Annotated in this window: 15 protein-coding genes; 7 read left to right on the top strand and 8 right to left on the bottom strand. The window is 61.7% G+C overall.

Annotation, left to right across the window (positions count from 1 at the left end):
* Positions 1 to 21: 21 nt before the first annotated feature.
* On the bottom strand, positions 22 to 1668 hold the full coding sequence (locus PLAV_RS13395; RefSeq protein WP_041536013.1) for a choline dehydrogenase: 1647 nt from the start codon (positions 1666 to 1668) through the stop codon (positions 22 to 24).
* A 332-nt stretch (positions 1669 to 2000) separates the two neighbouring features.
* Between PLAV_RS13395 and PLAV_RS13390 the strand changes: the two genes are divergently transcribed.
* The 3 genes from PLAV_RS13390 to PLAV_RS13380 all read left to right on the top strand — a co-directional run bounded on the left by PLAV_RS13390 (position 2001) and on the right by PLAV_RS13380 (position 4459).
* Positions 2001 to 2618: a PilZ domain-containing protein gene (locus tag PLAV_RS13390; RefSeq protein WP_012111563.1), complete on the top strand. Its 618-nt coding sequence runs from the start codon at positions 2001 to 2003 to the stop codon at positions 2616 to 2618.
* A 42-nt stretch (positions 2619 to 2660) separates the two neighbouring features.
* Positions 2661 to 3368 carry a crotonase/enoyl-CoA hydratase family protein gene (locus PLAV_RS13385; protein WP_012111562.1) on the top strand — a complete coding sequence of 236 codons (708 nt, stop codon included), beginning with the start codon at positions 2661 to 2663 and terminating at the stop codon, positions 3366 to 3368.
* A 332-nt stretch (positions 3369 to 3700) separates the two neighbouring features.
* Positions 3701 to 4459, top strand: a complete 759-nt coding sequence (locus tag PLAV_RS13380; RefSeq protein ID WP_012111561.1) for a transglutaminase-like cysteine peptidase — start codon at positions 3701 to 3703, stop codon at positions 4457 to 4459.
* Between the two features lie 99 nt (positions 4460 to 4558).
* Here the strand turns inward: PLAV_RS13380 and PLAV_RS13375 are convergent, their stop codons facing one another.
* A complete protein-coding gene (locus tag PLAV_RS13375) occupies positions 4559 to 5332 on the bottom strand; it encodes an enoyl-CoA hydratase-related protein (protein ID WP_012111560.1) in 774 nt (257 codons plus the stop codon).
* Between the two features lie 191 nt (positions 5333 to 5523).
* On the opposite strand from PLAV_RS13375, the gene PLAV_RS13370 reads away from it, so the two are divergent.
* Positions 5524 to 6333, top strand: a complete 810-nt coding sequence (locus PLAV_RS13370; RefSeq protein ID WP_012111559.1) for a hypothetical protein — start codon at positions 5524 to 5526, stop codon at positions 6331 to 6333.
* A 177-nt stretch (positions 6334 to 6510) separates the two neighbouring features.
* Complete coding sequence (locus tag PLAV_RS13365; protein WP_143710223.1) at positions 6511 to 6936, top strand: FKBP-type peptidyl-prolyl cis-trans isomerase; 426 nt, start codon at positions 6511 to 6513, stop codon at positions 6934 to 6936.
* 18 nt (positions 6937 to 6954) lie between these two features.
* Here the strand turns inward: PLAV_RS13365 and PLAV_RS13360 are convergent, their stop codons facing one another.
* From PLAV_RS13360 to PLAV_RS13345, 4 genes are all read right to left on the bottom strand, one after another.
* Positions 6955 to 8031: a hypothetical protein gene (locus tag PLAV_RS13360; RefSeq protein WP_143710222.1), complete on the bottom strand. Its 1077-nt coding sequence runs from the start codon at positions 8029 to 8031 to the stop codon at positions 6955 to 6957.
* A 165-nt stretch (positions 8032 to 8196) separates the two neighbouring features.
* Complete coding sequence (locus PLAV_RS13355; RefSeq protein WP_012111556.1) at positions 8197 to 9021, bottom strand: enoyl-CoA hydratase/isomerase family protein; 825 nt, start codon at positions 9019 to 9021, stop codon at positions 8197 to 8199.
* A 61-nt stretch (positions 9022 to 9082) separates the two neighbouring features.
* The gene (locus PLAV_RS13350) at positions 9083 to 9556 is read right to left on the bottom strand and encodes a DUF192 domain-containing protein (RefSeq protein WP_012111555.1); all 474 of its coding nucleotides are present in this window, start codon (positions 9554 to 9556) and stop codon (positions 9083 to 9085) included.
* Entirely contained in the window at positions 9556 to 10086 is a 531-nt protein-coding gene (locus PLAV_RS13345) for a gamma carbonic anhydrase family protein (protein ID WP_012111554.1), read from the bottom strand. Before PLAV_RS13345 ends, PLAV_RS13350 begins: the two co-directional genes overlap by 1 nt.
* A gap of 147 nt (positions 10087 to 10233) precedes the next feature.
* Between PLAV_RS13345 and PLAV_RS13340 the strand changes: the two genes are divergently transcribed.
* Both PLAV_RS13340 and PLAV_RS13335 read left to right on the top strand, forming a co-directional pair.
* Positions 10234 to 12225, top strand: coding sequence for a PhoX family protein (locus PLAV_RS13340; RefSeq protein WP_012111553.1), 1992 nt, complete (start codon positions 10234 to 10236; stop codon positions 12223 to 12225).
* A gap of 112 nt (positions 12226 to 12337) precedes the next feature.
* On the top strand, positions 12338 to 13399 hold the full coding sequence (locus tag PLAV_RS13335) for a hypothetical protein (RefSeq protein WP_041536011.1): 1062 nt from the start codon (positions 12338 to 12340) through the stop codon (positions 13397 to 13399).
* On the opposite strand, the gene PLAV_RS13330 is transcribed toward PLAV_RS13335, so the two are convergent.
* Positions 13396 to 13707 (bottom strand): DUF6949 family protein, encoded by a 312-nt coding sequence (locus PLAV_RS13330; RefSeq protein ID WP_012111551.1) that lies wholly within the window; start codon positions 13705 to 13707, stop codon positions 13396 to 13398. The two genes, PLAV_RS13335 and PLAV_RS13330, sit on opposite strands and share 4 nt — an antisense overlap.
* A 38-nt stretch (positions 13708 to 13745) precedes the next feature.
* Positions 13746 to 14111: a hypothetical protein gene (locus PLAV_RS13325; RefSeq protein ID WP_012111550.1), complete on the bottom strand. Its 366-nt coding sequence runs from the start codon at positions 14109 to 14111 to the stop codon at positions 13746 to 13748.
* Positions 14112 to 14156 lie beyond the last annotated feature (45 nt).

Raw genomic sequence — 14156 nt, 5'->3', positions numbered from 1 at the left:
TGTCTTCTTGGGAGACGTCCGTCAGGCTGCGTTGCCGATACGGTCTTCCGCAATCGTCACATTTTCGGCCGGCAGTGGCGCCTTGCCGAGCATGTCATCGGAAATTTTTTCCGCGATCATGATCGTCGGAGCATTGGTGTTGCCCCCAACCAGTGTCGGCATCACGGAGGCATCGACGACACGGAGCCCTTGGAGCCCATGAACGCGGCATTTCGCGTCGACCACAGCCATCGGGTCCGTGCCCATCTTGGCGGTGCCGACCGGATGATAGATTGTCTCCGCGGTTTCGCGGATCCACGCATCGATTTCCGCGTCCGACTGCTTGCCCGCACCCGGCCAGAACTCCGGCCCGCGATAGGGGTCCATCGCGCGCTGCGAAATAATATTGCGCACCATTTTCACACCGTCGCGCATCACCTTGCGGTCGTATTCGGCCGCCAGATAATTCGGCTGGATCAGCGCATAATCGGACGGGTTGGTCGATTTGAGGCCGATATAGCCACGGCTTTCCGGTCGAAGTTGACAGATGTGCACCGTGAACCCGTGACGATCAGATTTTATCCGCGCATGATCGCGCATCATTGCGGCCACGAAGTGAAGCTGGATATCGGGAATTTCGAGCTCCGGCCGCGTCTTCAGGAAAGCGCCGGATTCAAGACCGTTCGACGTCGCAAGGCCGGTTTTGAAGAAGGTGTACTGCATGCCGCTCATCAGCTGCTTCAGCGGATTGCTGACCGTGCTGTGCAGTGTGATCGGCTGCGTGCATTCGTTGATGACGACGCAATCAAGATGGTCCTGCAGGTTCTGGCCGACGCCCGGTAGGTCCGCGACCACGTCGAGGCCGAACTTGCGCAGATACTCGCCCTTGCCGATGCCCGAAAGCATGAGGATTTGCGGCGTGTTGACCGCACCGCCGGAGACGACGATTTCCTTCGCCGCACGTGCGACTTTCGTTTCGCCCTTCTGCGTATATTCGACGCCGACTGCCTTCTTGCCTTCGAAGATCACGCGTGAAGTAAGCGCTTCAACCTCGATCTTGAGGTTCGGACGGTTGAGGGCCGGCACGAGATAACCCTTGGCGGCGCTGCAGCGCTGACCGTTCTTGATCGTGAGCTGGTAAGGACCGACGCCTTCCTGCTGCGGCCCGTTGAAATCTTCCGTATAGGGATGCCCCGCCTGCTTGCCCGCTTCGACAAAGGACTCGAAGAGCACATTGGTCTTGCGCGGATTGCTGACGCCGAGCGGGCCTTCGCCGCCATGAAAGGCGCTGTTGCCGTTCTCATTGCCCTCCGACCGGCGGAAATAGGGCAGAACATCGGAGAAGCCCCACCCTTCCAGACCAAGCTGACGCCACATGTCGTAATCGCGCGCATGACCGCGAATATAGATCATGCCGTTGATAGAGGACGACCCGCCGAGAACCTTGCCGCGCGGCCAATAGAGCTTGCGGTTGTTCAGGTGGGGCTGGCCTTCCGTGTCGTAGCACCAGTTGGCGAGATCCGTGCCGATCAGCTTGCCGACGCCTGCCGGCATGTGAATCATGAAATTGGAATCTTTCGAGCCTGCTTCGAGCAGCAGCACCTTGTTCGCCGGGTTCTCCGACAGGCGGTTCGCCAGCACGCATCCCGCGCTGCCGGCACCGATGATGATGTAGTCGAAATCGCTCATACGCTTGTTTCCAGTTATTTGTTGTTTTGCCGTTCGCGGTACCGCCCGCCGCGACGTCTGATGCCTGTGCGGCAACATCGGCGCGCGGCTCCATTCATGGCCGGCTCCCTGCCGATTTCCTGCAATCAGCGTGACTGATCGGAATTTTCACGATTGTCGGGAATAGCGGAAGCTGACGCAAGCGTCATTTTGTTGAAAGTCGGTCCAAAAGCTTCGGTTCGGCTGGAAAATATTCGAGTCCGCCACCACCCCGGTAAAAAATCGTTAACCGTGACGCGGGTACTCTGGCCGGAGATTCGGCGCCTCAGCGCCACCAAATTACAGGCGACCCGATGCAGCCAGAGCAGGAATCAGACAGGAACGGAGACGAGCGCCGCCGCTATCCACGGGTTGCCGTGGAAACGCCCGGACGCTTTCTCGCTCCCGACGGCTCCGAACATCAATGCGCCCTTCGCGATATTTCGATTGGTGGCATCGCCATTTCGTCGCCCGTCCCGCTCCAGATAGGGGCGCAGATCATCGTGTATATCGACGATTTCGGGCGTTTCGAAGGAAAGATCGTGCGCGTCTTCGACGGGGGCTTCGCCATCGAAACCGCGATCAGCGGCCCGCGCCGCGAGCGTCTGCAGCAACGGCTTGAAGCCCTTGCCCGCGGCGAAAAGATCGACGTGTCAGCCCGTCGTGCCTTCGCGCGCTACGTGCCGGGCGAGGCTGGTCTGGAAGAAAGCTCGGTGCTGACGATGACGGACGGCTCGTCCATTCCATGCCGCATCATCGATATGTCGCTGGGTGGCGCGCAGGTGGCTATCGATCCCCGTCCCATGATCGGCACCCAGGTCTCGATAGGCAAAATGCAAGGCCGCATCGTGCGTCACACCGAAGAGGGCGTCGGCATCCAGTTCACGAATGTGCCCGAGCACTCCAACGCACTTTCCCGGCCTTTCGGCTAGGAACGCGCCGGTCTAGAGTGCCCCAAACAAATGGGGGGCAACATGACCGGATCTATTCTTTCCACCGTCATCGAAAACGATATCGCTATTCTGACCATGGATGATGGCCGCGCCAACGCGCTCGGCTTTGCCATGATCGGCGAGATCAACGCCGCGCTTGACCGCGCCGAGAACGAAGCGAAAGCCGTGCTGATTGCCGGCCGGGAGAAGCGCTTTTGCGCCGGCTTCGACCTTGAGGTCATGGCTTCTGGCCCCGACAATGTGCGCAAGCTCGTCACTGCGGGTGCCGAACTTCTCATGCGCCTCTACGAATTCCGCCTGCCCGTCGTCATCGCCTGTACCGGACATGCCCTCGCTGCGGGCGGCTTGCTGCTGCTTGCCGCCGATAGCCGCCTCGGCGCAGAGGGTGATTTCAAGATTGGCCTGCCGGAAGTGGCCATCGGCATGACCATGCCGGTGTTTGGCCTCGAGCTCGCGCGGGACCGGTTGGCACGGAACCGGCTGACGGAGGCCGTCACCCAGGCTCGCATCTACGCTCCCGCCGAAGCTGTCGCTGTGGGCTACCTGGATGAGACCGCGCCCCTCGCCACGCTGATCGAAGCGGCAAAGACTCGCGCCGCCGCCCTCGCCGCCCTTTCCCAACCCGCCTTCGCGAATACGAAGCGGAAGGAAAGGTTCTTAACCATTAAAGGCGTGCGTGAGACACTGAATGCGGATTCGGAGACATTCAACGGCGCAAACCCCTCCTGAAAACGGCAGAAACCCGCGCTGCGACAATTTTTCGCAAAAAATCCCGCAGGAGTAAAAGTGTCTCGCGAAACACCCGCCTATGGCAAATCATTGCCTCCACTTGAAACATTCGTGTCGGCTAAGTGGTTGAAAGAAAAATATTTTTCCTGTGTGAGTGAATGGTCGAAATTTTACTCAAACAGAAACGATTCAAATTTTATGAAAAGCTGAATCCACTTTGATCCGTATTTACGTCAAAGACGTTTCACACGTTTAAACAGACGCAAATTCATTGGCTTCATTGTGCACCTCAGCGACCCGATAGGCGGGGTCGGTTGTTGAGGTGAACGGAAATGTCGTGGTTGCGTATCGTTGCGTTGGTGAGTGTCGCTGCTGGAATGGTCGGCTGTCAGGCGCCCGGCCAGGTCGGCAGCATCGGCCCCTCTTTTTTTGATGAAACGGCGAGCGTGCAACTGGTTGTCGCCTCGATGCCGGAGGGCCAGCGGGTCATGGCGCCCTACGGCTATATCGGCTTCTGCGTGCGCAATCCCGATGAGTGCGGCGGTGGCACAAACATGCCGCAGGATACGGCGCTGACGCCCGAAAGCTGGGCCGAGCTCAACAAGGTCAACGACTACGTCAACCGCTCGATCCCCCAGGTCTCCGATTCCGCGCTTTATGAGCGCGCCGAATGGTGGGCCTACCCGACCGCGAGTGGCGGCGATTGCGAAGACCTCGCGCTGATGAAGCGCAAGCTCCTGATCGAGCGCGGCTGGGCGCCGGAAAACCTGCTGCTCTCCGTCGTGCGCGAATGGAATGGCGACGGCCACGCGGTTCTTGTCGTTAAAACCGATCGCGGGGAATTCGTTCTCGACAACAAGAACTGGGAAATCGTCGCCTGGTCCGATGCTCCCTATCAGTGGATAAAGCGGCAGTCGCGCGAACGGCCCTATCTCTGGGTGAACCTTGACGCCAGAACCTTCAGGAACGTGGCTGAGGCCGAGTTGCCGCCTCTCGGCGAACCCGCGCCCTTCCTCGCCGCGATCCAGAAAAACAATCCCGCCATGCTTCGCCCCGGCGTGGCCGACGCGCCCACCGCCGCATTCAATTGATCTGCTGACCGGGCTCCGCCGCCCCCCGCTTGGGGCCTGGTCCTGTCGAGGCCGGCTCTGCTGCTCCCCCCGCAGCAGGGCCGGTTCTTTATTGCGTGCCTACTTGCCCTTCCAGACAGGCTTGCGCTTCTCGGCGAAGGCGCGCGGACCCTCGATGAGATCCTCGCTTTTGAAAAGCGCCGCAACCGCCGGGTACTTCCCGGTGACGGCCTTTTCCAGATTGGCTTCATTGAGCCCCTGATAGACAGATTCCTTGGACGCCCGAATGGACATGGGCGAGCATTCCATGATGAGGCCTGCCCAGCGCTTCGCGGCGTCGAGCAGCTCGGCAGCGGGAACCACTTCATTCACGAAGCCGAGCTCTTTCCCCTCCTTCGCCGGCACCTGGCGGCCGGTAAGGATCATGCCCAGCGCCTGCTTGGTGCCGATCTGTCGCGGCAGCCGGTGCAGACCGCCCGCAAGCGCGGCCAGTCCGACCTTCGGCTCGGGCAGAGCGAAAACAGCGTTGTCCGACGCAATGATAAGGTCGCAGGCAAGCGCGATTTCAAACCCGCCGCCCATCGCAACGCCATTGACCGCCGCTATCACCGGCTTGTTCAGGTCGTAGCGCGAGGTGAGACCGGCGAAGCCCGACTTCGGCACTTCCATCTTGTTGCCTTCGGCCTGCCAGCGAAGATCGTTGCCGGCGCTGAAGGCGCGTTCGCCCGCACCCGTGATGATCGCAACCCACAGGTCGTCATCGGCGGCGAAATCGTCGAAAATCTTTTCCAGCTCGAAATTCGCCGGTGGATGCAGGGCGTTCATGCGTTCAGGTCGGTTGATGGTGACGATGAGCATGTGCCCGTCGCGCTCGGCCTTGCAGAATTCGGTCATCGGCGTTTCCCGTTAAAATCTATTAATCATTGGCGCTTCTAATGCGCTTCGGAGGGGACTTTGCCTCGTTGTCCCGACCCCGGCAAGCGTCGCGCGTTGACGTTGCGGTAACCAAAATTCTCTAAAAATAGAAACAGAAAACCGGTTCAAGGGTCGCGCGAGCGATCCTCCAATCTCATGAATGAAGAGCGATGGCGCAGACCGACATGGCGCAAACAAACGAAATATCGTCCCAGCCGAGCGTCGACAATGCCGCCGCACAACGGTGGGTGTTGAAGTATGGCGACCGCGTTTACGGGCCCTACAGCTTCGAAACGATGAAGACCTATGTCGCCGAAGGCCGTGTCGCGGAGCACAGCCTGCTCGCGCCCGAAGGAACACCCGCCGGCGCCGGCATGTGGCGCTATGCGATCGACCTGCCGCTTTTCGCCGAACTTCTTCGAAATCTTTCCCAGCCTGAAGCGGAACCGGATGCAGACGCGAGCGTTGACCCGGAAGCGCTGCAGCCCCAATCCCCCGCGGAAGCGGCGCATGAAACTGCCGTCAGGGCGGAAGACACAGATCTGACGGAACGCGACGAGGCCGATCCCGTTGCTGCGGCGGATGAACCCGGGCAACAGGATCGGCCCTTCGCGGAACCTGCCTCTATCACCCAGCCCGCCGATGAACGCCGTGTCTACGGCCCAGCCAAGGGCCAGGTCGACAGACGCAAGCAGCCCGAAACGGCAAACTTCCTCATCATCATGGACATCAAGGCGCGCTTCGCAGGCCCGCTGGAGCAGGCGATCATGTCGCTTGGACCCGCCTACAAGCTCGCCGCAAATGTCTGGTGCGTGAACACGGACGCGACAGCGCCCGGCCTGCTCAATGATCTGAGCCCCTATATCGGCCGTTCCGACAGCATGTTCATCGCCGACACAACGCGCGATCGTACAGCCTGGAGCTCGATGGGCCCGGAAGTTGACGCGAAAATCCGCCGCGTTTGGCGCAGGACTTATTGATCCGAAAGGTGGCCACGCCCGCCTTCGGCTGTTAAAGTTTGTGTGGCGATGATTTGGGGGCCTTCAGGTGCAACACCTGAAGGCCTTTTTCGTTTTAATCAGGTCTGATCGGCCCGCTGATACATCAATAGCGCGGACCTTGGCCAAAAGGACATGGCCGCGCGGAAAGGCACGCAAATGGCAGCACAGAATGGCGACAAGGTTCGGGTGCATTACACTGGCAAACTGAAAGACGGCACGGTGTTCGACTCGAGCCAGGGCGGTGAACCCATAGAATTCGCGATCGGCAGCCAGATGGTCATTGCCGGTTTCGAAAACGCAGTCGTTGGCATGGAACCGGGCGACACGAAAAGCGTGACCATTGCTTCGCAGGAAGCTTATGGTGAGCATGATCCCCGCCTTGTGCAGGATATCCCCCGCACCGAGCTTCCGCCGGAACTCGAGCCGCAAACAGGCATGCGCCTGACGGCGAGCGGCGGAGATGGACGCGAAATTGCGCTCGTCGTAACGGAAGTGAACGACAACGTGGTGCGGCTCGACGCCAATCATCCGCTTGCGGGCGAGGACCTCACCTTCGAGATCCAGCTCGTTGCGGTCGCCTGACGGCGACTGAGAATCCGGCTAGCGCGGCCTCGCAAGCGGCAGACGATAATTTGCCGCCTCGCGGGCCTGTGTGGCCGCGACATCCGGCTCGAAATCCGAAACGAACTCGCCCTCCGCTGTGGAAGGGTTGCCGCCCGGTCGTGCAAGCGGCACGGGACCTTGTATCTCCGGCGGCACGGCTAGCCCGGTGCCAGAAGGGGCCTCCTCAGGTATCGCTTCTTCTGTTTCAGCGGTGGGCTGCGCTGCCACGCGCTGGTCCGCCGGCACAAGCCCGCCCATAATGGCTTCGGCGCGCCGCCACCGCAGAATGAGCGGGGCGCCAAGTGCACTTACATCAGCACAACGGGCGGCGGCGGTTTCCCGGCGGTCGCATAACACCGTCGCGCGCACCAGCTCGAGCTGAAACTGCGAGCGCCTGAGAAATTCCGGAAAGAGTCCCCCGTTGCGCGCCGCTTCCACCAGCTGCAGATAGGCGGTGCATTCCGTGTGTTGCCGCTCCTGCATTTCCGCAAGCCTGATCGCTTCAAGCGATGCCTCGGCAGGCGCCGCCTCGCAAATGCGCCACATCAGTTCCGCCGTCGCATGGTCGTAAAGAAGGATGAGGCCGCGGTTGCGGTCGTCGAGTTGCGCATAAAGCCGCGCCGTATCGCTGGGGCTCCAGCCGCGAAAGCCGTCGAGAAACACAAGAATATCGACAGGCTCCGAAGGCGCCGGACGGTATCGCTTCTCCTCTTCCGCGGTGATGGTCGGCCGTACGCCGCGCTTCAGAAATGAATATTCCCGCGCCGAGCCAAGGTCCGGCGTACCGTCAGCCCCGGCCGGAATGAAGAGGAACTGCAGGCCGAGCGGCCGCTCCTCGATATGGAAGAAAGCGCCGTCATTATCCGCGCCCACGGCTCGCAGCGCACCCTGCGCACTACCCTCATATACGTCCGCACGCTCGCCGTTCAGCGTGTAACCCGTCCCGCCCGGCGTAGTGAACCGGCCGACGACCCGCTTTTCGGATTGCGTCAGCGTGAGCGTCATACCTGCCGCCTCGCCGATCCCGTCGAAACCGCCGCCAAACTCTGCCGCGCCCGAAGGCGGCGCAAGCATGATGAAAGCCAGCAAAGCCGCCGCTATGCATCTTGCCCTCGCCCAAGTCTCCGTTGCCGCGAAAGTCGCGGCCAGCCCCCATATCATTCGTCTTTGCTACTCTCCGGGCGTCCAGCACCGCCACTTCAGACGCCAACTCTACAGCATTCACCGCAGTGGCGGCGATCACCTGCCCTTGAACTTTGGCTCCCGTTTCTCGACGAATGCCATCATTCCCTCTTTCACGTCTTCCGTCCGCATCAGCGGCAGAAGCTGAAGATAGACGTGATGCACATGCTCCGGGAAAGGCTCGTTGAGCCCCATGCGCATCATCCGCTTCGCTGCCTTCACGGCGAGCGGCGCATTGGCTGCGATCTCTCCGGCAACCGCGCGTGCGCGCGCCATCAGCTCCGCATCCTCGACAACTTCGGAAGCAAGGCCCCATGCGACCGTTTCATCCGCCGACAAGGTACGGCCCGTAAAGATCAGCTCAGCCGCTTTCGACCAGCCGATGAGGCGCGGAAGATACCATGTGCCGCCCGATTCCGGCACAAGACCGCGCTTGCAGAAGGCCGCCGCGAGTTTCGCCGACCGGCCCATGATCCGGATGTCGCAACCGAGCGCCGTATCCATGCCATAACCGGCAGCGCCACCATTTACGGCGCAGATCGTCGGCGTTTCCATTTCCTGCAGCACGGTGGGCGGCGTGTTCTTGAGATCAAGCGTCGTCGAGGTGACACCGCCACTCGAGCCGATCGAAAGGCCGCCGCCCTGTGTCTGCGCGCGAAGGTCGAGCCCGGCGCAGAATGCGCGGCCAGCGCCGGTAAGGATCACGCAGCGCACCTCCGGGTCCGCGTCCGCTTCCTGAAGACGCTTTGTGAGCTGGTTCAGCATCGGACCCGAAATCGTGTTCATGCGCTCGGGCGCATTGAGCGTGATGGTCGCTATGTGCCCATCCACGCCGTAGAGAACTTCCTGTGCTTCCTGCGTCGCCGCCTGTGCCTGGCTCATGGCCCCTCCCGATGTTCTGGTTTTGACGGAATATGTGTTGCGCGCAGTCTAGCCGATAAAATCAGCCGCAAGTAGCCTTGCCGCCCTCGCCGAACCACGGATGGCGGACATAGTCTCCCTCGGCAATGCCCAGACGCTGCGTCAGCCCGCCATTTATTTCGAGCACACCGTTTACCGGTCCGGCCGAGCGATAGATGGCGAGTGTTTCCGGCTCCGTATTCCGCTCGATCCCGGAAATCCGCCCATCCGCTTCGATGAAGATCATGTCGAGGGGGATGTAGGTATTCTTCATCCAGAACTGCGCCGTGTCGCATCGCGGATAAAAGAAAAGCATGCCCCGCTCATCGGCCAGCTTCTCGCGGAACATCAGCCCCCGCTGCTGCTCCTCGTCGTCGACAGCAAGCTCCACGATGAATTCATGCACCTCGCCGCCTGCCGTCTCGATCGTTAGGTTGGCGTCCTGCCCCGGCTTCTCCGTACATCCGGATGAAACAAGAACGGCGCCAAGCACCATCAAAAAGGCATATATGCGCATCAGTCGATCCGCTTCAGTCCGGCGGCGTAGCGTTTCCAGTTCTGGACGTAATGATCGGCGGACAGACGCAGCGCCTCTGCGGTTTCCTTATCCAGTGTACGAACGATCTTGCCGGGCGAGCCGAGCACCATCGAATAGTCCGGGATATCCTTGCCTTCCGAAATCAATGTATTCGCGCCGATCAGGCAGCCCTTGCCGATTTTCGTATTGTTGAGAACGATGCTGCCGATACCGATGAGGCTTCCGTCGCCGATGGTGCAGCCATGCAGCATGACCATATGGCCGATGGTGACGTCGCGCCCGATCGTGAGAGCGGAACCGGGATCGGTATGCAGAACCGAGCCGTCCTGTACGTTGGAGTTTTCGCCGATGGTGATGAGGTCGTTGTCGCCGCGCAGCACCGCGCCGAACCAGACGCTGGCATTCTTCTCCAGCTTCACATTACCCATGACTTCGGCATTGGGCGCGATCCAGTAGTCGCCGGCAGCGGGCAGGATCGGTTTCGTATCGCCGATAGCATAGACGGGCATGAGCTTTCTCCCTGACGGTTGCTTTTGATGCGACTATGGCACGGGCGCGGCCGGGAGACGAGACTTGCGAAACGCTGTAAAACAAGGCTGTCATCGGAGCGTCAAGGCGGAAGCCTAGGGTTGGGTATACGAAACGGGGGCTGAAGGATGAGTGAGTGCGATTCGCGAGGCGAGCAACTCGAAGCCGCGGACGACGAGCCGGTGGCGCGCGCAACCGCGCCCTCGCTCGCCACGCTCTGGCAACGCCGCATCGGCCGGCGCGATCTCCTCTCCGGCTTCGGCAAGGCGGCTCTCCTCGCCACGGTTTCGCCCGCCATCCTCTCGCTCGCAGCCTGTGACGACACGCCCCAATACACGCCCGATGATATTTTCGGTTTCGAGGAAGTGCCGCACGGCATCGACGAAACCCACCACATAGCCGCGGATCACAACGCCGGCATCCTCATCCGCTGGGGCGACCCCGTCCTGCCGGGCGCTCCGCCCTTCAACGTCCTCGAACAGAGCGCCGCTTCTCAGCTTGCACAGTTCGGCTACAACAACGACTACATCGGCTTCATTCCCCTGCCCTATGGGTCGAACGCCAGCGATCGCGGCCTGCTCTGCATCCATCACGAATATACCAATGACGATCTCATGCATGCGGGCATGGCTGACGCGGACCCGCGCGAGTTCTACACGCGCCGCATCGCGGAAATATCGATGGCCGCGCATGGCGGAACGATCGTCGAGGTCGCGCGCGACGGCAACGGCAACTGGCAGGTCGTGACGGAAAGCAAATACAACCGCCGCATCACTCCGCTCTCCACCACCATGAGCATCTCCGGCCCGGCCGCCGGCCATCCGCGCCTGCAGACGAGCGAGGACCCCACCGGTCACAATGTCATGGGTACGTTCAACAACTGCGCCGGCGGCATCACGCCTTGGGGCACATGGCTTATGTCGGAGGAGAACTTCAACTTCTACTTCATCGGCCAGCCCTCCGACGAGGCGGAAGCCGCAAACCATGAACGCATGGGTTTCCCCGCCGGCCGCGCCTATCCCTGGGGTGCCTATCACAAGCGGTTCGACCTCGCCGCCGAACCGCGAGAGCCAAACCGTTATGGCTGGGTGGTGGAGGTCGATCCGCTCGATCCCGCCTCCACGCCGGTCAAGCGTACGGCGCTCGGCCGCTTCAAGCATGAAGGCTGCGAGAACGCGCTGACGAAGGATGGCCGCCTCGTCGTTTACATGGGCGACGACCAGCAGTTCGAATATCTCTACAAATTCGTCACCGCCGGAATGGTCGATGCCGGCGATCGCGCGGCGAATGCAGATCTCCTCGACAATGGCACATTATATGTCGCCCGCTTCGAGGAAGACGGCGGCAGATGGCTGCCGCTCGTGCACGGACAAAACGGCCTCGACGAGACGAATGGCTTCGCCTCCCAGGCGGATGTGCTGATCGAAGCGCGCCGCGCGGCCGATATTCTCGGGGCAACCCCGCTCGACCGCCCTGAAGATGTGACCCCCAGCCCCGCCACCGGCAAAATCTATGTCGCGCTCACCAACTCGAAGGAGCGAGCGCCCGAACAGGTGGACGCCGTAAACCCGCGCGCCGCAAATCTCTGGGGCCAGATCGTCGAGATGGAACCCGAAGGTGGCGATCACGGTGCGGAGAATTTCGCCTGGACGCTCATCGTCAAATGCGGCGATCCGCGCTTCCCCGCCATTGGAGCGGCGTGGCATCCCGATACGGGTGAGAACGGCTGGTTCACCTGTCCTGACAACATGGAGGTGGACGCGAAAGGCCGCCTCTGGGTCGCGACCGACCAGGGGTCCGGCTGGAGCGCCTCCTCAGGCGGGGCCGATGGGCTCTATGCTCTGGCAACGCAGGGCGAAAAGCGCGGCCTCGCGCGGCGCATCTTCCGTGCGCCCATCGGCGCCGAAGTATGTGGCCCCTGCTTCACCCCCGACGGCACCACGCTCTTCCTCGCCGTTCAGCATCCAGGCGCCGACGGAACGAAAAGCTTCAAGGGCTTCGAGCGCACCTCCACATTCGAGGATCCGGCAACACGCTGGCCCGATTTCGATGCCGCCATGCCGCCCCGGCCCTCGGTTCTCGTCATCACGGCGAAGAATGGCGGCCCTGTCGGCGGCTGATCCGTGGACGGCACTTCCGCTCCCGGATGGAACCAGGTCCCGAGCCGCGGGTTGCGTATGGGGCCATGATGGCCCAAGCTTGCCACGCGGCTTTCAGCATGGGCGTTCCTGTATGCGATTTCTCTTCACTCTCGTCATTTTCCTGCTCGTCCTGCCGCTTGTATTCTTGTTCGCCTTTCAGCAAGGCCTGCTTGATGACTATGTGGCGGATGATGAAATTCCCGCCGAACCCTTCATCATTGCGGAGCTGCGGCAGGAGACCAGCGGCGCGGATCTGAGCCGCCGCATCGACAAGGCGCTCGACGAAAACGCCTATGACGATGCCGTGATGTATGCCGAAATCGCGAACTATATCGAGGAGCCGCTCAACGCCGACACGGCCATGCGCCTCGAAGCAGAAGACGCCTATGCCCGCCGCCTCACCCGCAATACAACGAGCTTCGCTCAAGGCTTCGTCACTGGCGAGGGCAACGACACGCCCGCCTTCATGGGCGCCGTGGCATCGGACCTCACCGTCATCGGCGACGTCCGCGACATCGGCTCCGAAGGCGCGAAACTCGCGCGGGGCGAGGAATACTCAAAAATGATCCTCGGCCTGTCGGTCGTCGGCCTCGCCGCGACGACGGCAACAGTCGCAACCGGCGGCGGCGGCCTTCCCGCCCGCATCGGCGTCTCCCTGCTCAAGATCGCCCGCAAGACGGGCACCATTACCGCCGGCCTGACGCGCGACGTGACGCGGGCGCTCCAGGAAGCCGTCAATTTCGAGAAACTCGGCGGCACCCTCCGCGCAGTGGATCTCACCAATCCGCAGGCGACGCGACGCGCCGTGACCGAATATGCCGATGGCATTTCGATGGCCCGCATCACCCCCATCCTCGACGATGTGGCGGTGCTGGAAAAGAGTGTCGGCCCGGCCGAAACCGTGCGTGTCATGAGATATGTGGATAGCGCCGACGATCTCGCCCGCGTCACGAAGATGAGCGGCACACTCGGCACCAAGACGCGCGGTATCATCGAGATCACCGGCAAGACCAGCCTGCGGGCCTTCAAGACCGCTTGGAATCTGTTGCTGGTCGCACTTGAATTCGTCTGGGCAATCGTCGCGGGCATCGGCGCCCTCTTCGCGACTGCGCTTGGCCGCCGCGTGGTGCGCGGCCGCCGGCAAAGAGCTTAGGCTGAAAGCATCACGCCGAGCAGGAAGACGCCGGAGAGAAAGCTCCACATCATCGCGATGCAGCCGGAAAGCACCATCCAGAATGGCGGGCGGTTCTCGAACACCTGCGCGCGCAGCGCATTGCGAAGGATGACCGTCGGCCCGGCGAAGATCAGCGTGACGATGCCAACGACCTGCCAAAGCATCGTCTCAGATGCGAGCTGGAAGCTCGGCGGCTTGTTCGTCACCAGTCTGTAAAAGCTGCTGACCAGACCCGCCGCGATGAAGCCCGTCGCGACCGAGAAGAATAGTGCCGAAAACTGATGCATGTGCCCCTGTCCGCCCTGTATCGTTCGATCCGGCCGCCTCAGCGGGCGCCGGTTTCGATCCCCGCAATAAGTTGAGTTGCAACGGCCGCAAGGCGGGTGTGTGCCGCCTCCACCGCGAAATCCGGAATGACCTGTTCGTCGAGCAGGCTGGCGAGGCGCGGATCGGCAAGCGACCGCCTGAAATCTTCGGCAGGGTTGCCGTGTGCCCGCGCGGCCAGCGCCGCCATGAGCGGCGAACGGTCGCCGAGCGCGACTTCCGTCTCGCCAAGCCGGCAGGAACCGAGATCGGCCTCACAGGCAAATTGCGGCACCGCCAGCTCTGCATCTCCCGGCAGCGGCAGATGTCCCCCGAAAAACAGGAAGGCCCCGGCAATCATCAGCGATTTGAAAACGAACTTTGTCATGCCCCCTTGTCCGCAAGCGCCATACCAGCCGCCTCGGGGGAGCGT

This window comes from Parvibaculum lavamentivorans DS-1 (genome assembly GCF_000017565.1).
In the GTDB taxonomy this organism is placed as follows: Bacteria; Pseudomonadota; Alphaproteobacteria; order Parvibaculales; family Parvibaculaceae; genus Parvibaculum; species Parvibaculum lavamentivorans.
The sequence above is the reverse complement of the archived record's forward strand: the minus strand, read 5'-3'. Positions and strand labels throughout refer to the sequence as shown.

Excerpts from the sequence above, each read along its gene's own strand:
- PLAV_RS13395 (WP_041536013.1), bottom strand. The coding sequence starts at position 1,668 with ATGAGCGATTTCGACTACATCATCATCGGTGCCGGCAGCGCGGGATGC.
- PLAV_RS13390 (WP_012111563.1), top strand. The coding sequence starts at position 2,001 with ATGCAGCCAGAGCAGGAATCAGACAGGAACGGAGACGAGCGCCGCCGC.
- PLAV_RS13385 (WP_012111562.1), top strand. The coding sequence starts at position 2,661 with ATGACCGGATCTATTCTTTCCACCGTCATCGAAAACGATATCGCTATT.
- PLAV_RS13380 (WP_012111561.1), top strand. The coding sequence starts at position 3,701 with ATGTCGTGGTTGCGTATCGTTGCGTTGGTGAGTGTCGCTGCTGGAATG.
- PLAV_RS13375 (WP_012111560.1), bottom strand. The coding sequence starts at position 5,332 with ATGACCGAATTCTGCAAGGCCGAGCGCGACGGGCACATGCTCATCGTC.
- PLAV_RS13370 (WP_012111559.1), top strand. The coding sequence starts at position 5,524 with ATGGCGCAGACCGACATGGCGCAAACAAACGAAATATCGTCCCAGCCG.
- PLAV_RS13365 (WP_143710223.1), top strand. The coding sequence starts at position 6,511 with ATGGCAGCACAGAATGGCGACAAGGTTCGGGTGCATTACACTGGCAAA.
- PLAV_RS13360 (WP_143710222.1), bottom strand. The coding sequence starts at position 8,031 with ATGCTTGCGCCGCCTTCGGGCGCGGCAGAGTTTGGCGGCGGTTTCGAC.
- PLAV_RS13355 (WP_012111556.1), bottom strand. The coding sequence starts at position 9,021 with ATGAGCCAGGCACAGGCGGCGACGCAGGAAGCACAGGAAGTTCTCTAC.
- PLAV_RS13350 (WP_012111555.1), bottom strand. The coding sequence starts at position 9,556 with ATGCGCATATATGCCTTTTTGATGGTGCTTGGCGCCGTTCTTGTTTCA.
- PLAV_RS13345 (WP_012111554.1), bottom strand. The coding sequence starts at position 10,086 with ATGCCCGTCTATGCTATCGGCGATACGAAACCGATCCTGCCCGCTGCC.
- PLAV_RS13340 (WP_012111553.1), top strand. The coding sequence starts at position 10,234 with ATGAGTGAGTGCGATTCGCGAGGCGAGCAACTCGAAGCCGCGGACGAC.
- PLAV_RS13335 (WP_041536011.1), top strand. The coding sequence starts at position 12,338 with ATGCGATTTCTCTTCACTCTCGTCATTTTCCTGCTCGTCCTGCCGCTT.
- PLAV_RS13330 (WP_012111551.1), bottom strand. The coding sequence starts at position 13,707 with ATGCATCAGTTTTCGGCACTATTCTTCTCGGTCGCGACGGGCTTCATC.
- PLAV_RS13325 (WP_012111550.1), bottom strand. The coding sequence starts at position 14,111 with ATGACAAAGTTCGTTTTCAAATCGCTGATGATTGCCGGGGCCTTCCTG.